The 22,127-nt window shown below is 42.5% G+C and carries 21 protein-coding genes; 7 read left to right on the plus strand and 14 right to left on the minus strand.

Going from position 1 to position 22,127, the window contains the following annotated elements; genetic code table 11:
* Positions 1–49: 49 nt before the first annotated feature.
* From IEY48_RS03130 to IEY48_RS03140, 3 genes are all read right to left on the minus strand, one after another.
* Positions 50–571, minus strand: coding sequence for a DUF6702 family protein (locus IEY48_RS03130; RefSeq protein WP_188917150.1), 522 nt, complete (start codon positions 569–571; stop codon positions 50–52).
* A complete protein-coding gene (locus IEY48_RS03135; RefSeq protein WP_188917152.1) occupies positions 568–3,024 on the minus strand; it encodes a M1 family metallopeptidase in 2,457 nt (818 codons plus the stop codon). The genes IEY48_RS03130 and IEY48_RS03135 overlap by 4 nt, the downstream gene beginning before the upstream one ends.
* A gap of 170 nt (positions 3,025–3,194) precedes the next feature.
* Positions 3,195–3,986: a substrate-binding periplasmic protein gene (locus IEY48_RS03140; RefSeq protein WP_188917154.1), complete on the minus strand. Its 792-nt coding sequence runs from the start codon at positions 3,984–3,986 to the stop codon at positions 3,195–3,197.
* 194 nt (positions 3,987–4,180) lie between these two features.
* On the opposite strand from IEY48_RS03140, the gene IEY48_RS03145 reads away from it, so the two are divergent.
* Positions 4,181–5,188, plus strand: coding sequence for an NAD(P)H-quinone oxidoreductase (locus tag IEY48_RS03145; protein ID WP_188917156.1), 1,008 nt, complete (start codon positions 4,181–4,183; stop codon positions 5,186–5,188).
* Between the two features lie 368 nt (positions 5,189–5,556).
* Positions 5,557–5,994, plus strand: coding sequence for a hypothetical protein (locus tag IEY48_RS03150; protein WP_188917158.1), 438 nt, complete (start codon positions 5,557–5,559; stop codon positions 5,992–5,994).
* A 130-nt stretch (positions 5,995–6,124) separates the two neighbouring features.
* Here IEY48_RS03150 and IEY48_RS03155 read toward each other — a convergent pair whose 3' ends face one another.
* The 6 genes from IEY48_RS03155 to cutA all read right to left on the minus strand — a co-directional run bounded on the left by IEY48_RS03155 (position 6,125) and on the right by cutA (position 12,895).
* Positions 6,125–6,538, minus strand: a complete 414-nt coding sequence (locus IEY48_RS03155) for a DUF2391 family protein (protein WP_188917160.1) — start codon at positions 6,536–6,538, stop codon at positions 6,125–6,127.
* Positions 6,528–7,568, minus strand: coding sequence for an aldose epimerase family protein (locus IEY48_RS03160; protein WP_188917162.1), 1,041 nt, complete (start codon positions 7,566–7,568; stop codon positions 6,528–6,530). The genes IEY48_RS03155 and IEY48_RS03160 overlap by 11 nt, the downstream gene beginning before the upstream one ends.
* 23 nt (positions 7,569–7,591) lie before the next feature.
* Positions 7,592–8,734 carry a galactokinase gene (galK, locus tag IEY48_RS03165; protein WP_188917164.1) on the minus strand — a complete coding sequence of 381 codons (1,143 nt, stop codon included), beginning with the start codon at positions 8,732–8,734 and terminating at the stop codon, positions 7,592–7,594.
* Positions 8,735–8,911: 177 nt separating this feature from the next.
* Positions 8,912–10,579, minus strand: coding sequence for a cation:proton antiporter domain-containing protein (locus tag IEY48_RS03170; RefSeq protein WP_229786300.1), 1,668 nt, complete (start codon positions 10,577–10,579; stop codon positions 8,912–8,914).
* A 136-nt stretch (positions 10,580–10,715) separates the two neighbouring features.
* Positions 10,716–12,572, minus strand: a complete 1,857-nt coding sequence (locus tag IEY48_RS03175; protein ID WP_188917166.1) for a protein-disulfide reductase DsbD — start codon at positions 12,570–12,572, stop codon at positions 10,716–10,718.
* The gene (cutA, locus tag IEY48_RS03180) at positions 12,569–12,895 is read right to left on the minus strand and encodes a divalent-cation tolerance protein CutA (RefSeq protein WP_188917168.1); all 327 of its coding nucleotides are present in this window, start codon (positions 12,893–12,895) and stop codon (positions 12,569–12,571) included. Before cutA ends, IEY48_RS03175 begins: the two co-directional genes overlap by 4 nt.
* Before the next feature lie 246 nt (positions 12,896–13,141).
* On the opposite strand from cutA, the gene IEY48_RS03185 reads away from it, so the two are divergent.
* The gene (locus IEY48_RS03185) at positions 13,142–13,726 is read left to right on the plus strand and encodes an FxsA family protein (RefSeq protein WP_188917170.1); all 585 of its coding nucleotides are present in this window, start codon (positions 13,142–13,144) and stop codon (positions 13,724–13,726) included.
* Positions 13,727–13,762: 36 nt separating this feature from the next.
* Here the strand turns inward: IEY48_RS03185 and IEY48_RS03190 are convergent, their stop codons facing one another.
* Positions 13,763–14,128 carry a hypothetical protein gene (locus IEY48_RS03190; protein WP_188917172.1) on the minus strand — a complete coding sequence of 122 codons (366 nt, stop codon included), beginning with the start codon at positions 14,126–14,128 and terminating at the stop codon, positions 13,763–13,765.
* A gap of 137 nt (positions 14,129–14,265) precedes the next feature.
* Complete coding sequence (locus IEY48_RS03195; protein ID WP_188917174.1) at positions 14,266–15,729, minus strand: MATE family efflux transporter; 1,464 nt, start codon at positions 15,727–15,729, stop codon at positions 14,266–14,268.
* 217 nt (positions 15,730–15,946) lie between these two features.
* Between IEY48_RS03195 and IEY48_RS03200 the strand changes: the two genes are divergently transcribed.
* Both IEY48_RS03200 and groL read left to right on the plus strand, forming a co-directional pair.
* Positions 15,947–16,237, plus strand: a complete 291-nt coding sequence (locus IEY48_RS03200) for a co-chaperone GroES (protein WP_011639076.1) — start codon at positions 15,947–15,949, stop codon at positions 16,235–16,237.
* 58 nt (positions 16,238–16,295) lie between these two features.
* Positions 16,296–17,936: a chaperonin GroEL gene (gene groL, locus IEY48_RS03205; RefSeq protein ID WP_188917176.1), complete on the plus strand. Its 1,641-nt coding sequence runs from the start codon at positions 16,296–16,298 to the stop codon at positions 17,934–17,936.
* Positions 17,937–18,394: 458 nt separating this feature from the next.
* On the opposite strand, the gene IEY48_RS03210 is transcribed toward groL, so the two are convergent.
* From IEY48_RS03210 to IEY48_RS03220, 3 genes are read right to left on the minus strand one after another with little or no spacing between them, the layout of a single operon-like run.
* Entirely contained in the window at positions 18,395–19,339 is a 945-nt protein-coding gene (locus IEY48_RS03210; protein WP_188917177.1) for a hypothetical protein, read from the minus strand.
* 4 nt (positions 19,340–19,343) lie between these two features.
* A complete protein-coding gene (locus tag IEY48_RS03215; protein ID WP_188917179.1) occupies positions 19,344–20,072 on the minus strand; it encodes an NYN domain-containing protein in 729 nt (242 codons plus the stop codon).
* Between the two features lie 34 nt (positions 20,073–20,106).
* Positions 20,107–21,144: a nuclease-related domain-containing protein gene (locus tag IEY48_RS03220; RefSeq protein ID WP_188917181.1), complete on the minus strand. Its 1,038-nt coding sequence runs from the start codon at positions 21,142–21,144 to the stop codon at positions 20,107–20,109.
* Positions 21,145–21,328: 184 nt separating this feature from the next.
* Here IEY48_RS03220 and IEY48_RS03225 point away from each other — a divergent pair, with 184 nt between their 5' ends.
* Positions 21,329–21,610 (plus strand): type II toxin-antitoxin system ParD family antitoxin, encoded by a 282-nt coding sequence (locus tag IEY48_RS03225; RefSeq protein ID WP_188917183.1) that lies wholly within the window; start codon positions 21,329–21,331, stop codon positions 21,608–21,610.
* Positions 21,603–21,893 (plus strand): type II toxin-antitoxin system RelE/ParE family toxin, encoded by a 291-nt coding sequence (locus IEY48_RS03230; protein WP_229786301.1) that lies wholly within the window; start codon positions 21,603–21,605, stop codon positions 21,891–21,893. Before IEY48_RS03225 ends, IEY48_RS03230 begins: the two co-directional genes overlap by 8 nt.
* Positions 21,894–22,127 lie beyond the last annotated feature (234 nt).

Here is a 22,127-nt window from a genome sequence, read left to right on the forward strand (position 1 = left end):
CGTAATAACGATTCACAGTGCAGAAGTGCTATCTATTGAATAGATTGAGTTACTTGGCCGGTTTAGCCACTTCAATGTAGTGCCATGAGTCAGCAATGTGTAGCCTTGCCGAGGTGACGCGCTTATTACGCTCTACATTGATGTGGTTGGTTTGATCTGACCACAACTCTTGTAGTGCAGTCATTTTAAGGTAAAACCCATCCATATCTGCCGTTATCGGGGTTTCTTGATACACCCACAAATACTTACCTTCCAACTCGGTGCCAACATAAGTCAGTGTGAGCGGTTGCTGTTGTTGATCTTGCATGGCAAAGGTTGAAATAGCGTAATACGCAAAGGCATCGCGTCCAACCGGATCGCTGATCAAATCCGTGTTTTTATCGATCACTTGTTGGGCGGCATGTTCAGCATCGTGTAGATAAAAACGATGTTGAATTTCTAGCATGCCGCTGCGCTGATTAAACACAATACTGGTGTAGGCTTCTTTTTGCTGGTGGCCAAAGGCTTTACCCGCAAGTAAACCTAAACTCATCATGCTGATTAATACTAAACTGATTAATGGGCGCATCATTTCTTTTTCGCCTTAATCTCAGGCTCTTTCAACGCTTCTTTGTTGTCATGCATAATGTCGCGATATTTATTGCCCTTACGCTCTTCCTCTTTAAAGGCTTCAATGCGTGATGGAATAATTTGCCGCGGATAATAGTTGTTTTCAATATCGACGTCGGCTGTTTCACCACGGCGGTCAATCACGGCAGAGACCAGGATATTGTCTTTATCGGTCACAATCAGCTTACTGACCTGTGATGGTGAACGGCGCCAAATTTCAGCCGGCAACACTAACGATTCAGTGTTGCCATTCTCGAAGGTTAGCTCGAGCAGGATAGGCATCACGAGACCACCAAGATTAGCAAAGTTAAACACGTAGTAGTTTTTATCTTCTTTTAGCGCTCGTGCCAGTACTTGTTGCTCCCACGGGTCGAGCTCAGCGTGTTTTTTGTTGTACTTATTTCGCTCTTTATTGGTGACGCTAAATTGATCATGTTGGTCATGATAATCAAGATTGTCGGAGTTCAGGTCAACCCAGGTTTTTTGGCCACTTTGTTGATTACGCTCAACAGAATAAGGCATGGGTTTGGCTTGATAGTCTTGACGACGGCGCTCAAAATCAATGTCTGGATTGTTAGTGTCTAGGCGCAGTTTATAAATGCGGTCGAGTGAGATATCCACATGGTCAGTGGTGTAAAACCAGCCACGGAAAAACCAATCTAAATCAACCCCAGAGGCTTCTTCCATGGTGCGGAAAAAATCGCTCGGTGTTGGGCGTTTGTTCATCCAACGGTGGCTGTATTCTTGAAAGGCAAAGTCAAATAGCTCACGGCCTAGTATCACTTCACGTAAAATATTTAATGCTACAGCTGGTTTAATATAAGCATTTGGCCCAAGCTGCAACACACTGTCTGACTGGGTCATAATAGGCACTTGCACGTTTGACTTCATGTATTCGGTCACGTCACTTGGCTCACGCCCCCAGGGTAAATCTGGGTCCCATTCGCGGGTGGCAATACCGTCTAAAAAGCTGTTTAAGCCTTCGTCCATCCAGGTCCATTGGCGCTCGTCTGAGTTTACAATCATCGGGAAGTAGTTATGGCCGACTTCGTGGATAACTACGCCAATTAAGAATTGTTTTTCAGACAAGGTATAGGTGCGGCTTTCATCGTCATGCCAAATGGTGCGCGGGCCATTAAAGCTGATCATTGGGTATTCCATGCCGCCAACCGGTCCATTAACACTAATGGCTGCAGGGTAGGGATAGTCGAAGGTAAAACGCGAATAAACCTTAAGTGTATGGATCACCGAGGCCGTTGAATATCGCTGCCACAGCTCGCCGCCTTCTTTGGGGTAAAAAGACATTGCCATCACGTGGGGGTTTTGGCTGTCTTTTTGCTGATAACCTTGTGCATCCCATATAAATTTACGCGATGATGCCCATGCAAAGTCGCGAACATTGTCAGCTTTAAAGTGCCATGTTTTAGTGCCTTTAGCCGTACTCGACTCATTGGCGAGTGCTTCATCTGCCGAGACTATAAACACTGGCTTTTCAGCGGTTTTTGCTTTTTCTAAACGCTTAAGCTGTGTAGCTGAAAGTACGTTTTTGCTGTTTTGTAATACGCCTGTGGCTGTGACGATATGGTCGCTCGGTACGGTCATACTGACATCGTAATTACCAAACTCGAGGGTAAACTCACCACTGCCTAAAAACTCTTTGTTGTGCCACGCTTCGTAGTCAGAATAGCTAGCGACTCGTGGAAACCATTGGGCTAATAAAAAGATGTCATTGCCACCTTCACGCTCATCGTCAGGAAAGTGTTCATAACCCGAGCGAGCCCCAACGGCATCCTCTTCTAAAATATTGTAGCTGTAATTTATATTGAGTTTAGTGGATTGATTGTGAGGTAACGGCTTGGGTAAATCGATACGCATTTGAGCGCCGACAATGGTGTATTTTAATGGTTTTTTGTTTGCATCGGTTACTGCTGTTATCTGGTAACCAAGACTGTTGTCGGCTAAAAATTGTTGGCGACGCAGATCTTGTAGGCTGATTTTTGCAAATGCATTGTCGCCATAAGTGTTCGCCGCGCTCACACTGCCATCAACACCATTAAAGGTGCTGCTGCGCTCAGCGATGGAGTCGGATTTAAAACGATTTTGCTCTAGCTGTAACCACAGATATTTAAGCTTATACGGAGAATTGTTGTGGTAAGTAATGACTTGCTCACCTTCAATGCGGCGCTTTGTTTCATCTAACGTGACATTGATTTTGTAGTCAACTTGCTGTTGCCAATAGTCTTTTCCTGGCTCGCCTGCTGCGTTGCGGTAACCATTTGCGGTGGGTAGGCTTTCTTCAAGCTGACGAAACTTATCTTCAAAATGGCCTTTGCTTTGAACAATTTCTGAAGCCGAGCCGGTAAAAATGACTGAACTGGTAAAGGCCAATAACAGCAGTTGGCGATATACGCGCATAAACATTCCTCAAACACCTGTGAGCAGGTGCCAATATTCCCAAAATGATGACTTATTGTATTTTTTATGGGCAGAGTGTAACTAAGTTGGAATGAATATACAGTGAAATAGTGTTACCAAATCTTGCGTATTACCAATGGGATTTGGAGATAAAAAGGGGGGTAGCGACATCAATTAAGCACAGGGAGGTACTTGTGCAAGTGTTTATAGCGTGACTTGTCATAAGATATTTTTGGTAATAGCTTGTATTTATTCATAATACTTTGATATTCACCGTTGTCTTTAAGCAATGCAATGCCGTTTGCCAATATAATGGCATTTGCCTGATTTTGCTGACTAAATCCTACATATAAGGGCACTGGTTTGCCTATCGTACCTGCATAACGCAATTGTTGACTTAAGTTTAATTGACTCGCGGTGTACTCAATGACATTTTTGTTGTCGATGATCACCGAATGACGGCCTTTTACTAGTCGAATGATGTTCATCGCTAAGGGGTCGCTGCCAGAGGCAAAGTAACTGTTGGTGTGTGCGTTTAGCCAAGCATCAAGTTCTACACCATAATCGTAACCCGTCACGACCGCAGCCTGTTGGGTAAAATTAAGATCTGATATATAGCTAAACGATTCTTGGCTGTCGACTAAGGTATAGAAGTCATTAGTGTTATAGCCTAAAACAACATTCGCACTCACTAAATTATTATTGGCAATGGCGCTTGGGGTTAAAGCTAACACGGCATCAATATTGTTTCTTTGTAGCTCAACTAAGGCGCGTTTATACGGAATAGTTATAAACTCAACTTTTTGGTTTTGGATTTCAAAAGCACGTTGTGTTAATTCTACAATATAGCCTTTTTGATTTTCGCAAACATAGGGGCACCAAATATCTGATGCAATCCGAATCGGCGTAGCATGGGCGTGAATACTGGCTAACAACAGTATAAATGATAGATATTTTATCAAGCATTTTGCTCCATGGTTTAAGCGGTCGGGTATAGTAAAGGTTCAGCTAATATAGGCAACCTATTTGGGTGTTTAAAGACGTTTATTGTTCGTTTTCTTGAAAATTGTGCTGATTTTGTAAACAAACAATTGACCAAATAACAGCCTACCTATATCTGCTTACATTTTAATAACACTAAATTGAGACAACATTTATGGCAACACATAACAGACAATTTACCCATGTGACTGTTGAACAGCCCGGTGAACCCAGCGTCATGACCATGGCACAGTCAACCCTCGATTTACCGTCAGCAGGCCAGGTGACCATTAAGGTGCATGCCGCAGGTGTTAATGGCCCAGACATTAAGCAGCGTGTCGGAGCCTATCCGCCGCCAGCTGGAGCGAGCCCTATTATTGGTTTAGAGGTTGCGGGTGAAATCGTCTCGGTGGCAGAGGATGTAACACAGTGGCAAGTGGGCGATAAAGTGTGTGCTTTAGTCCCCGGCGGTGGCTATGCCGAGTTAGTGAACACTTACGCGGCCCATTGCTTACCTATTCCGACGGGTTACAGTTATGTGCAAGCGGCAGGGCTACCTGAGACCTTTTTTACCGTGTGGGGTAACTTGTTTATTCGCGCAGGGCTTAAAGCGGGAGAGAGCGTGTTAATTCATGGTGGCTCAGGTGGTATCGGTACGACCGCGATTCAAATGGCCAGTCGTCTAGGGGCTAAAGTTTTTGCGACATCGGGCAGTGCTGAAAAATGCCAATACTGTTTAGATCAAGGTGCCAGTGTTGCGATTAATTACAACGAGGAGCCATTTGTTGAGCCTATTTTAGCGGCTACCCAGGGCGTTGGCGTGAATGTGATTATGGATATCGCCGGTGGTGACTTTATTAATGAAAATCTCAAAGCGATAGCCACCGATGGACGCATGGTGTCAGTAGCGATGCAGCGCGGCCCACAAGCAACTATCGATATTTTCCGTATTATGGCAAAACGCGTGGTGTGGACAGGTTCAACACTGCGGCCACAAAGTGTTGCCAATAAAGCACAAATAGCTCAAGGCCTAGCAGAGCACGTATGGCCATTATTAAACAGTGGTGCTATGAGCATTCCAATCGACAGTGTGTTTCCTTTTGCGCAGGTAGTACAAGCACACCAGTTAATGGAGTCTGGCAAACATAAAGGCAAAATTGTGTTGGATTTAGCTGTTCAGTAAAGATGTTTCAACAACAGGGTGATACCGATAATATTTTTTAGATAAAAAACTTGAAGGCTGATTTATTTAGGCTATTGTCCAGTTATCGAGGTCCAGTTATCAAAGTGATTAACTCGGTCTATTGAGTTGGTCAATAGCCATACTTTTAATAAGGGGACTGGTCTTGATGTGAAGAAATTTTTCTAAGATTGTTGTTTTTATGCGATTACGCGAAAAATTCATCGTTTTAGGCATTGATTCTCAGAAATATTCTGTTTAAATACCCACGTAAATACAGAACAGATAATCGTGGTGCAGATTGGGTGTTTTATTGCCCAGCACACTGCATCATTTTTAGAATATGTGTTGATTTAAGGGCGTTAGCATATATGTATAACACAGCAAAAAAACTTTGGGTTGGTGAGTTAAGAACGTCGAAAGGCAATACTATCGTCGTTTATGATGGCCAATTACCACAAGCGTCTCCTGGGCGCGTCTACATGTTCCACACAGTGCGAAACACCATTGTTGAATTTGTAGAAGACATCGTTAAAGCTAATTTACATGACTTAGATGACGAACAAACAGCAGCCGCAATGGTTGAGTTTGGGGATGCTTGGAAAGCTGCTCGCGCTGAGTTTATGTCAAAGCACCAATCACGGATCGATTTGTCAAAAGTGCCAGATACGGCACCACCTCGCAAAGCCAAACCAGTGGCTGAGCCAGATGAAGTTGCAGATTCAGATGATGATATACCAGATTTTGATGATTCTGATGACGACGATGACGATAATTACGACGAAATGGGTGATAACCTAGACGATTAATCGCGTAAACAAGTTATTGTTATTGATATTAATAATTGGTTTTTCGTGGTTTGTCTGGTTATCAAAACGGCATAAAGAATGACGATTCTTTATGCCGTTTGTTTTTGTGCTAAATGCTCGCCGTTAGCAATTATTCTTTATCGAAACTGTCGACAATAATTGCGCCCATCGATGCAGGCATCGCAATTAAAATAATGCGCTTTAAGGCTAAAATAGGGTCGGTTAGCAACGGCAGTTTATTTAATGCCAATAACACTATGCCTACCACTAATAACGTCAACAAATACGCTGCCACCACCCGCAATAAAAACGCCCCTCGACGATTAACAATATTGGCCTGAAACACGCTTTGATAAGCAAATAAAGTAATAAACGCCAACGACAGCAATACCACCAGAACCAAATTGAGTGTCGGTAAACTGGCCGACAAGCGCCAGGCTTCTTCAGAAAATGCAATCGGCACCGACAGGGCAAAAGCCCCGACGGCGATTTGGCCGATATCTTCGGCGTTAAATGTGGGTTTGGGGTGCAAATTATTCAACATCGAACTGATAACGCGTCATATGATGGTACACCTTGTCTGGTGTTATCCATACCTCGCTTGCGCCAGGCAGACTCGGTTGATTTGGCGAGTCTGGCAGCATTTGCGGTTCAATACACACAGCTTGATGGTCTACAAGTACTCGCTGCTTTTTCGCGACAGTGCCTTGTAAAAAGTTCGCCCCATATACCTGCACGCCAGGTTGATTGGTGTAAACCGTCATATTGCGGCCGCTATTTGGGCTGGCTAAACAGCCAAAGCGTTGTAAATCCGCTCCTGGGTTATCAAGTACATAACAGTGATCAAAACCGTTAGTGGCTGCCAATGCGGCGCGCTGTGTTTGTACCGACATGGGTGTAGCTGTCGCCATATCAAGGTCGCTGCCAGCCGTTGCTTCAATGCCAGTGGGGACGCCCACATCATTCATGGTGAGGTAGCGGGTCGCATCCACTTGCAGAGTATGCTCTGCATTGGTGTTGCTGCGGTTACCGTCTAAATTAAAGTAGCTGTGTTGAGTTAAGCTTATTGGACAGGCTTTGTCGGTGCTGGCGAGTATTTCAATGTACAAATTATTTCCGGCTAGGCGGTAATCTAATTGCACAGTGCAATTACCTGGGAACCCCATGTCGCCGTCAGGGCTTTTAAGGGTTAAGCGCACGCCATCACTTAGAGTGCCTAATTGCCATATTTTGCGGTTAAAGCCTTCTGAACCACCGTGTAAACAGTTGGTAGCTTGATTAACGCTAAGTGAATAGCGCTGGTCTTGGTATTGCATTGTGCCATTCGCAATGCGATTACTGTAACGCCCAGCAACAGCGCCTAAATGCGCTTGTTGAGTTAAGTAATCTTCTGCACTATCACAGCCTAAAACAATATTTTTACGCTCACCATTGCGATCGGGTGTCCATAATGATCGAATGATGCCGCCTAGACTTAATACTTCAAGTGCGATGATGCCATTATCTATCCTAACCCGCTCAATCTCGCCACCACGAGGATCTTGCCAAGGTTCCAGCACACTAAAACGTACCATTTACGCCTCTCTAATTGTTATTTCTAGCGGATGCGTCCTGCACCGCCACTGGCTGAACATAAGTGAATTGTTGCTTCAATGCCTGTTTTAGCAAAGAATTGATTTTCAACTAAATTAATCACATCATCGCTTAAATCATGGCTCACTAATGCAAGGACACAGCCATCACTCATGCGTACGCCACCTTGCTCACCTATCAAGGTTGAAATCATAGTGACGAGGGTGTCAATTTCTGGGCTAATAATGTCAAAGTCATCACGCATAGATGCTTGCGACTGTGCCATTAACTGGCTAAAGCGAGCAATATTGTTTTGTTGCAATGCGCGAGCGGCATTACTGGTGCGTTGGTTTTCACTAATGATGTGACGCGCTCGGCGGAACTGTTTATCATCTAATAGCGATTTATTTTGGTTTAGTTGACTTAAAGACAGGTCACGTAACGAATCAAGTCCCAGCAGCTGGGTAATGTGATTAGCTTGTTTTTTACGTTGCTCAAATTGTTGAGTAAACGCATGCCTGTCTTGTTTGGTATCAATAATAATCATACTCAGGTCTTCGGGCAGCAATACGGGTTCGCTTTCGAGCTCTAAGCAGTCAATTAATAAGGCGTGGTCAGGTTCAGCCATGGCACTGATCATTTGATCCATCATGCCGCAATCTAAACACATAAATTGGCTTTCACCGCGTTGAGCAAGTTGTGCAATGGCTAACGGTGATAAATGTAACTGGCTGGCGTAGCTAATGGCGGTACCAAAGGCGATTTCTAACGCTGCCGATGACGACAAGCCAGCACCTAATGGTACGTCGCCGACAATGGCTAAATCGAGGCCTTTTGCTTGTAAGCCAGATTGATTCATGGCCGCTGTAACGCATTTTAAATAATGGCTCCAATCATCGCCGGCTGCCACAGAGCCTTCTTCACCAAAATTCCATTGCTTAATTTGACCAGGAAAGGCAGTCGTAACCGCACGAAAGAGATTATCCTCGCGGTGTTTTACTGCAATAACAGTATGGAAATTAATTGCCGCTGGGAGTGCTAAACCTTCGTTATAATCAGTATGCTCACCCATAATATTCACTCGGCCGGGCGCTTGATATAACTCATCAGGCTTGGTGCCGAATGTTTGAACAAATAATTTAGTCGCGCGCTGAGCAGGGTTAGGCATACTTCAAAAAATCCAACTAAAGAGTGACAAGAAAACATAAATTTACGTTGATGAGTTATAGCATGACTTTGCCTTGTCTGTAACTGAGATTTTTTTATCGGTAGCAAAATTGAAAATACTGTGTCGTAAACAAAACGCCTACATTTATAGGTAGGCGTTTTGTTTATCGCGAGTGGATTATGGCTGCTTTACGTGTTGGGTTTCAGTATCACCTTCATCACCTTCAGCAGTACTAACTGCAGTAAACTCTGGTACTAGCTCAGGCGGAGACTCAAGCAACTCATTAATGACATGGTCAACAAAACCTGCACCCGCCGCTTCATACAAGTTATAAACCGTGTGTACGCCAGAGTCTCTTAATGACTCAGCGTCTTCAGCAAATTGTACAATGGCACTGATTTTACCTTCATAATTGAGCTTGTGGAGTTGCTGCACTGCAAACAAATTACCCACGTGATTTGGCATCGCTAACAGCACTAATTCAAGGTTTGGTGCGCGTTCTAGTTTTTCCCAAAAATCGGTATCGCTAGCGTCACCTTGCACAACATTTCTGTCATTAGTGCGATGAAAATCCACCAGTTCTTGCTTGTGCTCAATCCCTAAAATTTCACCGGTATATTTAGCGCGTAACTCATCGTAAGCACCAGAACCAATGCGGCCCATGCCTAAAATTAAAAAGCGAGGATTACCAATTTTAATCTGTCTGTCTTCAGGATGAAGCGGGTGACGCTCAAGCTTGGTGAGCTTTGATTGGTAGCGCTGATAAATTTTACTGACACTGTGGTTTAGTGGCGCAGCAAATAAAAAGCTAATACTCAATGCAACAGCAATAATGATTAACCACTCTGGTGGTAACCAACCCTTATAAGCCGCAACTGCAGCCACAATCAGGCCAAACTCACTGTAGTTACCCAAGTTAAACGAGGCTAACAATGAGGTTCGCGAGCGCAGTTTAAAGCGAGTTAACAGGTAAACAAACATCACTATTTTAACGGGCACTAACGCCACTAAAATGGCTGCTAAGCCAATATCGGCCAAAGTGGGCAGACCATTTAAACCAATGGTTAAGAAAAACGCGACTAAAAAGAGCTCTTTAAAGAAGTAAATCGATTTGGCTAACTCAGATGATTTAGCATGTCCTGCCAGTAAAATACCGATAATAAGCGCACCTAAATCGGGTTTTAAGCCGACAGCCTCAAATAACCATGCTCCCACAACTAACGCCATCACTAAGCCAAAGAGTACCAGCATTTCACCGTGGCCGACTCGGTCGAAAACTTTATAAATTAATGGGCGAGCAAGCGGCAATAACAATAAGCCAAAGGCCCAAACTGAGGGAATGTTGCCTTTAGAAATGGTTAAAAATATCACCGCAAAGATATCTTGCATAATCAAGATACCAATCGCAACACGGCCATAAAGCGACTGCATATCACCGCTGTCTTCAAGCACTTTCACCGCAAATACCGTGCTCGAAAAGCTCAGGGCAAATGACACTAACATCAGCTGATTAATGCTAAAACCGTCGAGTTGCTCTATGCCTAAAAAGCCAAGTAGTTTGAGTACCGGAACAAAAAAGATAATCGAACCAATTAAATGTAAGCTCGACCCAGCCCAGACTTCGGCTTTAAATAAACTTTTAATATCAAGTTTAAGGCCAATAGAAAACAGCAGCAGCGTGACACCTAAATCAGCCAATTGTTGCAAAATGGGTAAGCTAGAGTCTTCAATGCCGAAAGTGAATAGTACGAATCCCGCGATAAGGTAACCAATGAGTGGCGGTAAGCCGACTCGACTCACCAACATGCCGCACAATAAGGTGATGATAAGAATAGCGGGTTCCATAAAACTCCTTGAAAGAGGGGTATAAAACCATATTGTATAAGAAAAAGTTTAACTTTCGATGATTTTAATAACTGCTAATGTAAAAAAAGCACCTTTAGTAACTAAAGGTGCTGACTTAAATAGAAAATATTTTACGTTATTTTAATAACAGGTCTAAATGCGCCGCAAAGTCTTTTGGCCCCATAAATCCGGTTACACGTAAGTCTTCACGCTGCTCACCGTCTTGATTAAACATCAATAGTGTTGGCAATCCCAGCACCCCATAATGTTCAAGCAGCTCAATATCGATATCGTCGCTGGCGGTAACGTCGGCTTGCAGTAAAACCATTTGATCCAAACGCTTAGCGACCTCTTTGTCTTTAAAGGTAATCGCTTCAAACTCTTTACACGCCACGCACCAGTCGGCGTATAAATCGAGCATCACTGTTTTGCCGCTAATGCTGGCTTTATCCAGCTCAACGTCTAAGTCAGCAAGTGATTTAATGCGCACAAAATGATTAGCTTCACTGGTGGCTTTGCCTTCAACGTTAGTTTGGCTCTCGTTTGGCGCGTCGTGACCAAAAGCCGTCATCAGTGCCTGAAAACCATACGAAAAGCTGGCTAATAAAGTCAGTAACAACAATACGCCACGGGTAGTCTGTTTCCAGCTAAATTCGCTGAGTTTATTTTGGTGCATCAAGTAACCTGTTAACGCGATGCCCCAAACCGACCACATTAAATCAGACACCAGGCCAGGCCAAATACGACCGACCATTACAATTGATACTGAAATTAATAAGAAACCAAACACGGTTTTAATAATGTCCATCCAGGCACCGGCACGTGGCAGAATTTTACCGCCAGAAGTCCCAATAATCAGTAACGGCACACCCATCCCCATGCTTAATACATACAGCGCTAAAAAGCCTTGAATTAAGTCGCCAGATTGCGCTACATAAATCAATGCGCCAGAGAGCGGTGCTGTAGTACAAGGAGACGCGACTAACCCAGAGATAACACCCATTAAGAACACGCCAATCAGGTTGCCACCTTTTTGGTTGTTCGACATGTCGTTCATCTTTTCTTGCCATTTTGATGGCAGCTTTAAATCGTACATGCCAAACATTGATAAGCTCAGTAGCACAAACATCACCGCCAAGAAAATCAAAATAGCAGGGTGTTGTAACGCCGCTTGAAACTTAAGTCCGGCAGAGGCAACAACCAACCCTAATAACGAATAGGTAATGGCCATACCTTGTACGTACGCCATTGATAACGTGAATGCTTTAGCGGTAGACAGCTTTTGCCCCTGGCCAACAATAATGCCTGACAAAATAGGGTACATAGGGAACACGCAAGGCGTTAACGCTAAGCCAATGCCTAAACCAAAGAAAATCACTAAGGTCCATAAAAGGCTGTCGTTTTGCAGCATTTGGCTTAAGTTATCTTGTTGGGTTATCGGCGCTTTTGCCGTATCTGTGGCAGCTAATGATGGCGTTGCTTCTGGCGCGCCAATGACCTTTTTAGCCATAACCTTACCGTCGTTGGCTTCAACACCGGCTAATTTGACCTCATTTTTGGTTGGCGGATAACATAATGTGCCTTCAGCACAGCCCATAAACGTCACTTGAAATAGTGCATCTGCATCAGCTTGTTTTAGCCCCACAGGGATCTCTACAAAGGTGTAATAGACTTCTTGGTCACCAAAATACTCATCGTTATGGTTTTTACCACGAGGCAAGGCAATATCGCCAATTACGGCGCCGTCGGCAGAAAACTGCAGCTTATCGCGATACAAATAATAACCGTCTGCAATCACAAAGCTGATTTTGAGTTGATTACCTTGTTGCTCATAATCAAACGCAAACGCCTCGTTAACTGGCATGAGCTTGGGCTCACTGCTTAAAAAACTAAACGTGTTACTAGAAGAGTTCGCACTGTGCGCGGCAGGTACCAGTAAAATTGATGACATCAATAACAATGATGTCAGGCATAAAGCGACTATTTTTTTCATGATTGTGAGTTGTCTTCTATCCATTGTAGATAAGGGCCAAAACCACCGATAATCGGAATGGCAATGAATTCAGGTACTTCATAAGGATGCAATTTGAGCACAAGTTGTTCAATGGCTTCAAGCTGAGCGGCCATGCATTTTATTTGCAATGGTACTTCTTGTGACTGACAAACAGTATTTTCCCAACGGTAAACCGACTCAACTGTTTGGCCAATTTGCACGCAGGCAGCCAGTTGGTTTTCAACGAGTGCATTGGCAATCATTTTGGCCGTTTCAGCGTCTGGGCACGTGGTTAATATCACGAGTTGTTTGGGTTTATACATATATAATCTTAAAGTTTACTTAAGTTAAAGACGTTATACTAAAAGCGTCATCACATTACGCTTATTTAGCTGAGTTTTCACTAAACTGAGATGATATTCGTGAGCTGTCTTGAAAACAGACCCGATAACCCCCATTTAAGTTTCATCGGCAGTATTTTTTTAGGTCGCCACTTTATTATTTATACGTCGCTACGTTATGTATTACACGTCGCAAACTGTAACAAAAAGCGATGATTAGAGGCCAATATGTTTTTTATTCTATTGTTAATATTTGTACTTGTCCCGGTTGTGGAGCTCAACGTATTGATTGAAGTGGCCAGCTCTATTGGCTCATGGACCACGGTCGGCTTGGTGTTATTTACTGCCGTTGTTGGAGTGTCATTAGTACGTAGTCAGGGCTTAAGCACGTTAATGACAGTACAACAAAAGCTTGCCCGCGGCGAAGCGCCAGGCCACGAGATTGTTGAAGGTATGATGTTAGCTGCTGCAGGTGTATTGTTACTTATCCCTGGGTTTGTGACCGACTTTATTGGCTTAATTTTATTAACCCCATTTACCCGCGCACCCATTGCGAAATATTTGTATAAGCGTATGCAACTGCGTGTGGTAGCTAACGGTGGCTTTAAAGGTGGTTTTGGCCCAGGGCAAAACCCGTTTGGTCAATCGGGCCCATTTAGCAACCAAAATCCGTTTGATCAAAACGGCAATACTTTTGATGGTGATTTTGAACGTAAAGACGAGCAACCACACAGCCATCATATAGAGCAAAACAAAAGCGACGATGACATTATTGATGTTGAGCCGCTAGACCCAAAAGATGACAAAAAATAACCCTTTATCACAATAAAAACAGCCGACTAATGCAATTTAGTCGGCTGTTTTTGTTTGTAACTGCTTATCTTGCTTAGCACCAAGCCAAAATGCGCTGGCGATACTTAACACCCAATTGGCAATAAAAAACCAAGTGAGTTGCGATAACTCTGTCGATTGTGTGTCCAGTGCGACTTTAGAGACCTCGGCGTAAATAGAGTTTAAATCGTTAGCAATATTGCCCGCCAAAATTTGCTCGGCAATCACTTGCGCACGACTAATGAGATGGTTCATTAACAGTGCTATGCACACTACACTTACGCTAATAAATCCCCAACCGAGCCACTTTTTACCTAGCCAAAGTTGGCCACTTCCAGGGCAAATAATCGCAGACATTAATGCGGCATAAATGGATTTTTTCATTGTAGATGACTGATGATTTTGGCTTGAAACGGTAAATAATATTAACTCATCGACCGCACCTAAAGGTAATGTTTGCCAAAAGATTAATCAAAAATTAATCTGCTTTGTAAAATCGCTAAAGCGTTAAAGGATTGCCATTAATCAATGATGTTATTTGCCGAGGGTTTAGCGGCGGCTGTGCGAGAAAGGTGGTTATGCTGCTCATTGTTGGCATCATAATCTGGGGTGTCTTGGTTTTTGTCACTGTAGGGTACAGTGTGCTTAATGTCGTTTGGTTCGCTAATTTTTGTGGCCAAGTAATAGCAAGCAATACCCATTAACGTATTAGTGATTGGCAGAGCCAGTAAAACCCCTTTAATACCACCGATATAAGCACCCAATGCCGCAAATGGCAGCATTAATAACATTAACCGGCAAAGGTTGATCACTAACGAACTCATTGGGCGGTGATAGGCATTTAAGCTGGTGGCAAAAATAATCACAATACCTAAAGGGCCATAAGCTGCTGGCAATACCATGACATAAAAACTCAACCAATCAATCACTAGTGGGTCATTGGTAAACAGTTGTGCAATGGCTGTGGCATTAAAATACAGCGGAATAAATAACAGGGTTTGAAACACAAATACAAACTGCAGCGACATCAATAAAGCTTTTTTAGCGCGCTCGGGTTGGTTTGCGCCTAAGTTTTGCGCAATAAACGGCATTAAACTCGACGATAAAGCAATCACCACGATGAGTAACACCGACTCTAAACGCGTCCCCGCGCCAAATGCAGCCACCCCAGATTGATCAATACGCGCCAACATGGCCATAATCACCCCATTAGCAATTGGGTTAATCACATTCATTAATGCTGCTGGGCGTGCAATATGGGCCAGGGCTTTCCAGTGTAAAATCAGCCGGCCAATGTCAAAGCTGGCAAATACAACTAACTTACGTTTAATAATGATCAAATATCCGGCTAACGACATCGCCACAACCCAAGACAGTGTGGTGGCAATGGCAGCGCCTTGAATTTCTAAACGTGGAAATGGCCCAATACCAAAAATGAGCAACGGGTCGAGCACTAAATTGACCACCGCTGCAATCATCATAATTTTAGCCGGTGTTCGCGTGTCGCCAGTGGCGCGTAATCCCTGGTTGCTAACCATTAATAATACTAGGGCTGGTGCGCCTAAGTACCAGTACCACATATAGTCGTTAATTAATGGCAGGCTAGCTTCGTTAGCGCCGAGTAAACTAAAAATGGGTTCAATAAACACACAGCCGAGAATCGATAAGCCCCAAATAATCAGTAATGTCATGCACAACGCATCAAACAAAAATACTTTTGATTCGGGTGCATGGCCGCTACCAATTAAGCGCCCGAGATTAGTCGAAACCCCTACGCCTAAACCAATACCAATACTCGAAATAACTAAGGTCACCGGAAAGGTAAAACTCACAGCTGCTAAAGGTTCGGTACCCAACTTACTGATAAAAAACACGTCTACTAGACTGCCCCCCAGAATGGTCATAATTCCAATCAGGTTAGGCAAGGTCATATTAAGCAGCACACGACCAATTGGCCCGCTGAGCAACCCGTGTCTGTCTTTCATCTATTCTCAGGTGTTTGAATACGTTTAAAGGAGGCGAATTCTATCAGTATTAGTAAAGTTTTAATAAAACAGACTTAAAAAAAGTGTAGTTTTTTTTTTAATTCCCCTTGGATCTGTGATCAACTACCCCCATATCACATGCATCGAAGGGAAAATCCCTTTTTTGTTAGTCAATAGCCTCGTTTTTTGGGCATCACATCATTAGGAGAGTTCATAGATGAATATTCGTCCATTACATGACCGCGTTATCGTTAAACGTTTAGAAGTTGAATCTAAATCTGCAGGCGGTATCGTGCTTACAGGCAGCGCTGCAGAGAAATCAACTCGCGGTAAAATTCTTGCTGTAGGCAATGGTCGTATTTCAGAAAACGGCACTGTTACTCCACTTGACGTTAAAGTGGGCGACGTTGTGATCTTCAATGAAGGTTATGGCGTGAAAAAAGAAAAAATTGACGGTGAAGAAGTATTAATCCTGTCAGAAGCTGACCTGATGGCAGTTGTAGGCTAAGCCTCGTCCATCAACTCGACTTTCCAATTAATCATTAAATTTAAAGGAACATCAAAAAATGGCAGCAAAAGAAGTCTTATTTGGTAACGACGCACGCGTAAAAATGCTTGCAGGCGTTAACATTCTAGCCAACGCAGTGAAAGTAACTTTAGGCCCTAAAGGTCGTAACGTAGTATTAGACAAGAGCTTCGGTGCTCCGCTAATCACTAAAGATGGTGTGTCAGTTGCCAAAGAAATCGAACTAGAAGATAAGTTCGAAAACATGGGCGCACAAATGGTGAAAGAAGTTGCTTCTAAAGCCAATGATGCAGCCGGTGACGGTACCACTACAGCAACCGTATTAGCACAGTCTATTGTTGTTGAAGGCCTAAAAGCCGTTGCTGCGGGTATGAACCCAATGGATCTTAAGCGCGGTATCGACAAAGCAGTTATCGCAGCCGTTGCTGAACTTAAACTACTTTCTCAAGAATGTTCAGACACTAAAGCCATTGCTCAAGTCGGCACAATTTCTGCTAACTCTGACGAATCAATTGGCGACATCATTGCTACCGCAATGGAAAAAGTAGGTAAAGAAGGCGTTATCACCGTTGAAGAAGGCCAAGCGCTTGAAAACGAATTAGACGTTGTTGAAGGTATGCAGTTTGACCGTGGTTACTTATCACCATACTTCATCAACAAGCCAGAAACTGGTAGCGTTGAACTAGACAGCCCATTCATTTTGTTAGTTGACAAAAAAGTGTCTAACATCCGTGAATTATTGCCAATCCTAGAAGGTCTAGCTAAAACAGGTAAGCCATTGCTTATCGTTGCAGAAGACGTTGAAGGCGAAGCACTAGCTACATTAGTTGTAAACAACATGCGTGGCATCGTTAAAGTGGCTGCTGTAAAAGCACCTGGTTTTGGCGACCGTCGTAAAGCGATGTTACAAGACGTAGCCATTCTAACTGGTGGTACGGTTATCGCTGAAGAAATCGGTCTAGAGCTTGAAAAAGCCACCCTAGAAGATTTAGGTACTGCTAAGCGCGTAATCATCACTAAAGATAACACCACCATCATCGATGGTAGTGGTGACCAAGTACAGATTTCAGCTCGCGTTTCTCAAATCAAACAACAAGTTGAAGAGTCAACATCTGACTACGACAAAGAAAAGCTACAAGAGCGTATGGCTAAACTAGCTGGCGGTGTTGCAGTAATCAAAGTTGGCGCAGCAACTGAAGTTGAAATGAAAGAGAAAAAAGCACGCGTAGAAGATGCATTACATGCAACTCGCGCTGCAGTAGAAGAAGGTGTGGTAGCCGGTGGTGGTGTAGCCCTTGTTCGCGTAGCAAGCAAAATTAAAGACGTTGCAGTGATTAACGAAGACCAAAAACACGGTGTGGTAATCGCACTACGTGCTATGGAAGCGCCATTGCGTCAAATCGCAACTAACGCCGGTCAAGAAGCATCAGTTGTGGCTAACACTGTTAAAAACGGCGAAGGTAACTACGGTTACAACGCAGGCAACGACACTTACGGCGACATGTTAGAAATGGGTATCCTAGACCCAACTAAAGTAACCCGTAGTGCATTACAATTTGCAGCATCAATTGCAGGCCTAATGATCACCACAGAAGCAATGGTTTCTGAAATACCACAAGAGTCTGCGCCAGATATGGGCGGAATGGGTGGTATGGGCGGTATGGGCGGCATGGGCATGTAATCTAGCTGGTCTAAATCGGTGATAACTGCGTTGCTTCACCACTCGTTTATGAGAAACTAAACGTCTTGGTAAAGCGCCTTGTTCTCACACGATTTATCCTGCGCTATATGCATTGTATGCTGGTCTAAAGCCTAAAAGCTTAAAGCCAAACTTCTTGTAAAAGAAAAGAGAAAGCCCCGATACTTAACCGTATCGGGGCTTTTTGTTTCTAGCTGGTTAAAATCAGTTATAGCGGCGTTACTTTGCCACTCACGTAGAAAAACACTACGCTTCGTGACAAAAAGCCTTGCTCTAAGCTGATTTTTCCTGCGCTAGATGCATTGTATGTTGGTCTAAAGCCTAAAAGCTTAAAGCCAAACTTCTTGTAAAAGAATTGAGAAAGCCTCGATACTATCTATATTGGGTGTTTAATATTTGTGATTTTGGGAGAGTTTAAGAGCAGATTTACTCATGCTCATTTACTCAGATTTGTATTTAATCGCCCAGTAGCTTTCCCAATGGATGTTGCTTTTCCAGAGGTCATAAAACATAAATGCCATAAAAAGAGTTAGCATTATTATGCATGAGGTTAGGTGTACTGATTTGGTATTCTCAAATTCATGGTGTTGTGATGCTACAAATAACATTAAATTATTATTTTCTAATAATTCGCTGTTGACGATATTTTTTAATGCATTGAGATAACCACTATTTTCGAAAGCAAAATCACTTTTTTTGAAGTATTTGACGTTTTTCAACGATGTATTTTGGCAATTATCAATACTTTCTTTAATGTGGCTATCTACCTCATCGCTGGCAAATTTTACCGCTTTATCGACTGAAAAAGGATAGTTGAAACCAGCCCAAAGATTGCTGTTGTTTGTTAATTTAATTACGCAAAATACATCTATTGCTTTGCTATACTTTTGTGATGGATTCGATTGAACTTGTATAGCTTTGGGGCCAGAAAAATCTGCAGTGTCTACTGTGAAATATATTGGCATCCCCTTTTCGTGCCATTGTGTTGGGTCATCTAATTGTGACAATGTTGATATGCCTAATGTACTAAATAGATAAGCTGATATAAGTAATACCATTTGAATACCAAAAAGTGACAGTGAAATGGCGTTTTTATATTGATATTTTTTAAACTCAAGAAATGACAATGGTATTTTCATCGAGCGAATTGAAATGGTCGCGATGATACCCGTTAGACAAAATAAGCTTACAATACCATTCCACTCAATCCACGTTAGATACGTTTGGTAAAAATGACTGCGGCTAAAAGACTCAGAAAAATATTGAGTAAATAGTAGAGAGCAGAGAAAAAAAGCTAGGCTAAATAAGCTTATCTTTAGCAAGCAAGGGATTAAAAAATATCTGAGCTTAATTTGATATGGTTTCATGTTTGGTGTTTTGGTCAAATCGTCATTTCCCTCTGCCGTTTACCGTTTTATGCCTTTTTTTGTCTTTTACCCAAATGACTGAGCCGTTGGTTTTTTTCATATCAAAAAGATCTATAGATGCGAATAAATCACTCAGCTTCTTGAAGCCATAATTACGTTGATCAAACGAGGCATGATTAGAAATATGAGTGCCTATAGGTCCTAACATTGCCCATCCGTCATCTTCCTCTACAGCTTCAATAGCTTGCCTCAATAAACTGATGAGCTTTGTGTTCTTGTTTAAGCTTTTAGTGGCTGTAGGTAATGGAATATCTTCACTTGGATCATCATCGAGAAATAAAAATCGAGAACAACTATTCACAAATGGCATAGGCGCTTTGCGCTCTCCAAATCCTATGATGGTTTTACCATCAGCCAGCGCTCTAGTAACTAAGGGGGTAAAATCGCAATCTGATGAAACTAAACAAATAACATCTACATCTTTTGTATATAAAACATCCATAACATCAATAACCAGTGCCATGTCTGTGGCGTTTTTACCTTTAGTTAAATCGAATTGCTGAATGGGTTGAATGGCATACTCATGTAGCGCATCTTCCCAAGTTTTTAAATTAGCGTTTTTCCAATTTCCGTATGCTTTACGTATATTTACCACACCATAGCGAGCAAGTTCTGATAACACTTTATCTATTTTCTTAGCTGGAGCATTATCAGCATCAATAAATACTGCGATTTTATCCTTATCTTTCATGTTGACGTCCTAGTCTGAGAATCAGAGTTAATAATTAAATAATTCGCTTTTCAAATCCGCAATCTACACAATTCAATGTGTAGGTTTCTTTGCGCTTGGTGACTTTGGTATTTTTACTCATGCAATGTGGGCAGGCTTGCTTCATTGCTGTGTTTTTACTGCATTGGTTGCAGTTGATGTAGTAACCGAATTTGCCATACATTGGTGTGTATTGTGTTGATTCGCCACAATGTTTACAGCTTAATATCGGGTGTTGCTCTGGTGTTAATGTGGCTACAGCTTGAGGCATTGCAGTATTGGATTGAGCTAGTTGATAAGTGGGTGCCGATGCTGTCTCCAACGCTAGTTCAAGCTCTGGTGTGTTTGCTATCGGTTGGATTTGCTTTCTTTCCACCGGAGCATGATTAGCTTGCTGAATATTTGAGTCGATATGTTGGCTAATAAGAAATTGGCCGATTGAATCGAGTTCTTGTTGGTTGAAATCAGGACGGGTATCAGCGACATTCATCAAGCGGATTATTTTGTGTTTAAGATTCATGATGCTTTTGAGTTCATCGACCAAAAATTCAGTTTTGAAAAGCTTGTCGGAAATCTCTTTGGGCATGGTTTTTCTGTCGATGACAGCATTACTGGATACCGCACATAAATAGTGCCAACAACGTCCATTGAAACCTTGCTGCTTTATACCCAGTAACTTACTTAAAATCTCGCTCTTATGGTGTTTCAGCATTTCCTTTAACAAGGCTTGTTGCAGTTCTACTTGCTTAATGGGTGAGGGCATTCCAGCCCACTGGCTGTTATAGCTGCGTGTCCATTCACCCTGGTTGTTCACTTTAACGTGACCTTTTATGCTTTTTGATTCAATTAGCACGAAGCCGTAGGTATACACGATCAAATGATCGATTTGAGCTGTTTCATCATTAAAGCTGAATTTGAAGTCGTTGATAACCAGCACTTCAGGATTGTCTTTAAATGCGCGGCGTAAGAAGAAAGCCACATCTTGTTCTTGTTTTTGACCGGCAATAGCCTGTGGAGTCGAGGTCGTTTGGAGTGATTTAGTCTTGAGAATCATTTACCAACAGCATCCATTCATAACTTGATAATAATCAATCTCATAATATCTATTATATGGATAAAAAAGCCAGTGTTAAATTTAAAGCAGGTTTACTCTGCTCTATTTACCTGCCTACCTATTCACTTGAATCATGCGCATATTATGCGCATAATATATTCAGTAAATGATTGGAGTGTTAATAATGAATATTACATTAGGCAAAGAGTTCGAAAGAAGGATTTCAGAGAAGATTTCTGAAGGCTTATATACCTCAGCGAGTGAGGTCATCCGCGATGGTCTTAGATTGTTATTTGAAAAAGACCTTGCTAAAAATCAACAGCTTGAGGTGTTACGTGAAGAGGTCGCTAAAGGCTTTGAACAGTTAGCTGCTGGTGAGCTGTCCAAGCACAATGTTATGGATATTTTTGAACAAGCTTCACAGTCTGTTGAGAAAACATCTACTGGTAAGGCTGACTATGCCTAGCTATAGGTTAACTCCTTTAGCCGAAGAAGACTTATTCAACATAATTTCGTCAACCATTGAATCGTGGGGAAGTGCTCAGGCAAAGGTCTATGCCCAAACCATAGATGCGGCCTTATTGAAGCTTGCTCAATATCCTGATTTTGGCAGAGAAAGAAGTGATATTTACAATGGTGCTAAAAGCTTTCCAATAGAGAAGCACATTGTCTTTTATCAAATCAGTGATAATGGTATTGATGTCGCGCGTATTCTGCATCAACGCATGGACCCTTCCAAACATTTTTGATGGTATTAGGGGATGGTTTATCATTCAATAACAATTTGAGCTTGAGCAAACATCTGCCTCTCTCCACTGAGTTATGCTGCTATGTTCGAATAACCTCATCAAGTTATCCCTCATCACTAAATCCGATAATACAAAGCTGCTATTGATGAGTTGATACCAAATAACTTTGTCACTTTAGGTATTTTCTACCTCCATAAATACTTGATCATTACAGTTTGAGTGATGAGTCGCTAG

It is taken from the genome of Shewanella saliphila (genome assembly GCF_014648295.1).
GTDB lineage: Bacteria > Pseudomonadota > Gammaproteobacteria > Enterobacterales > Shewanellaceae > Shewanella > Shewanella saliphila.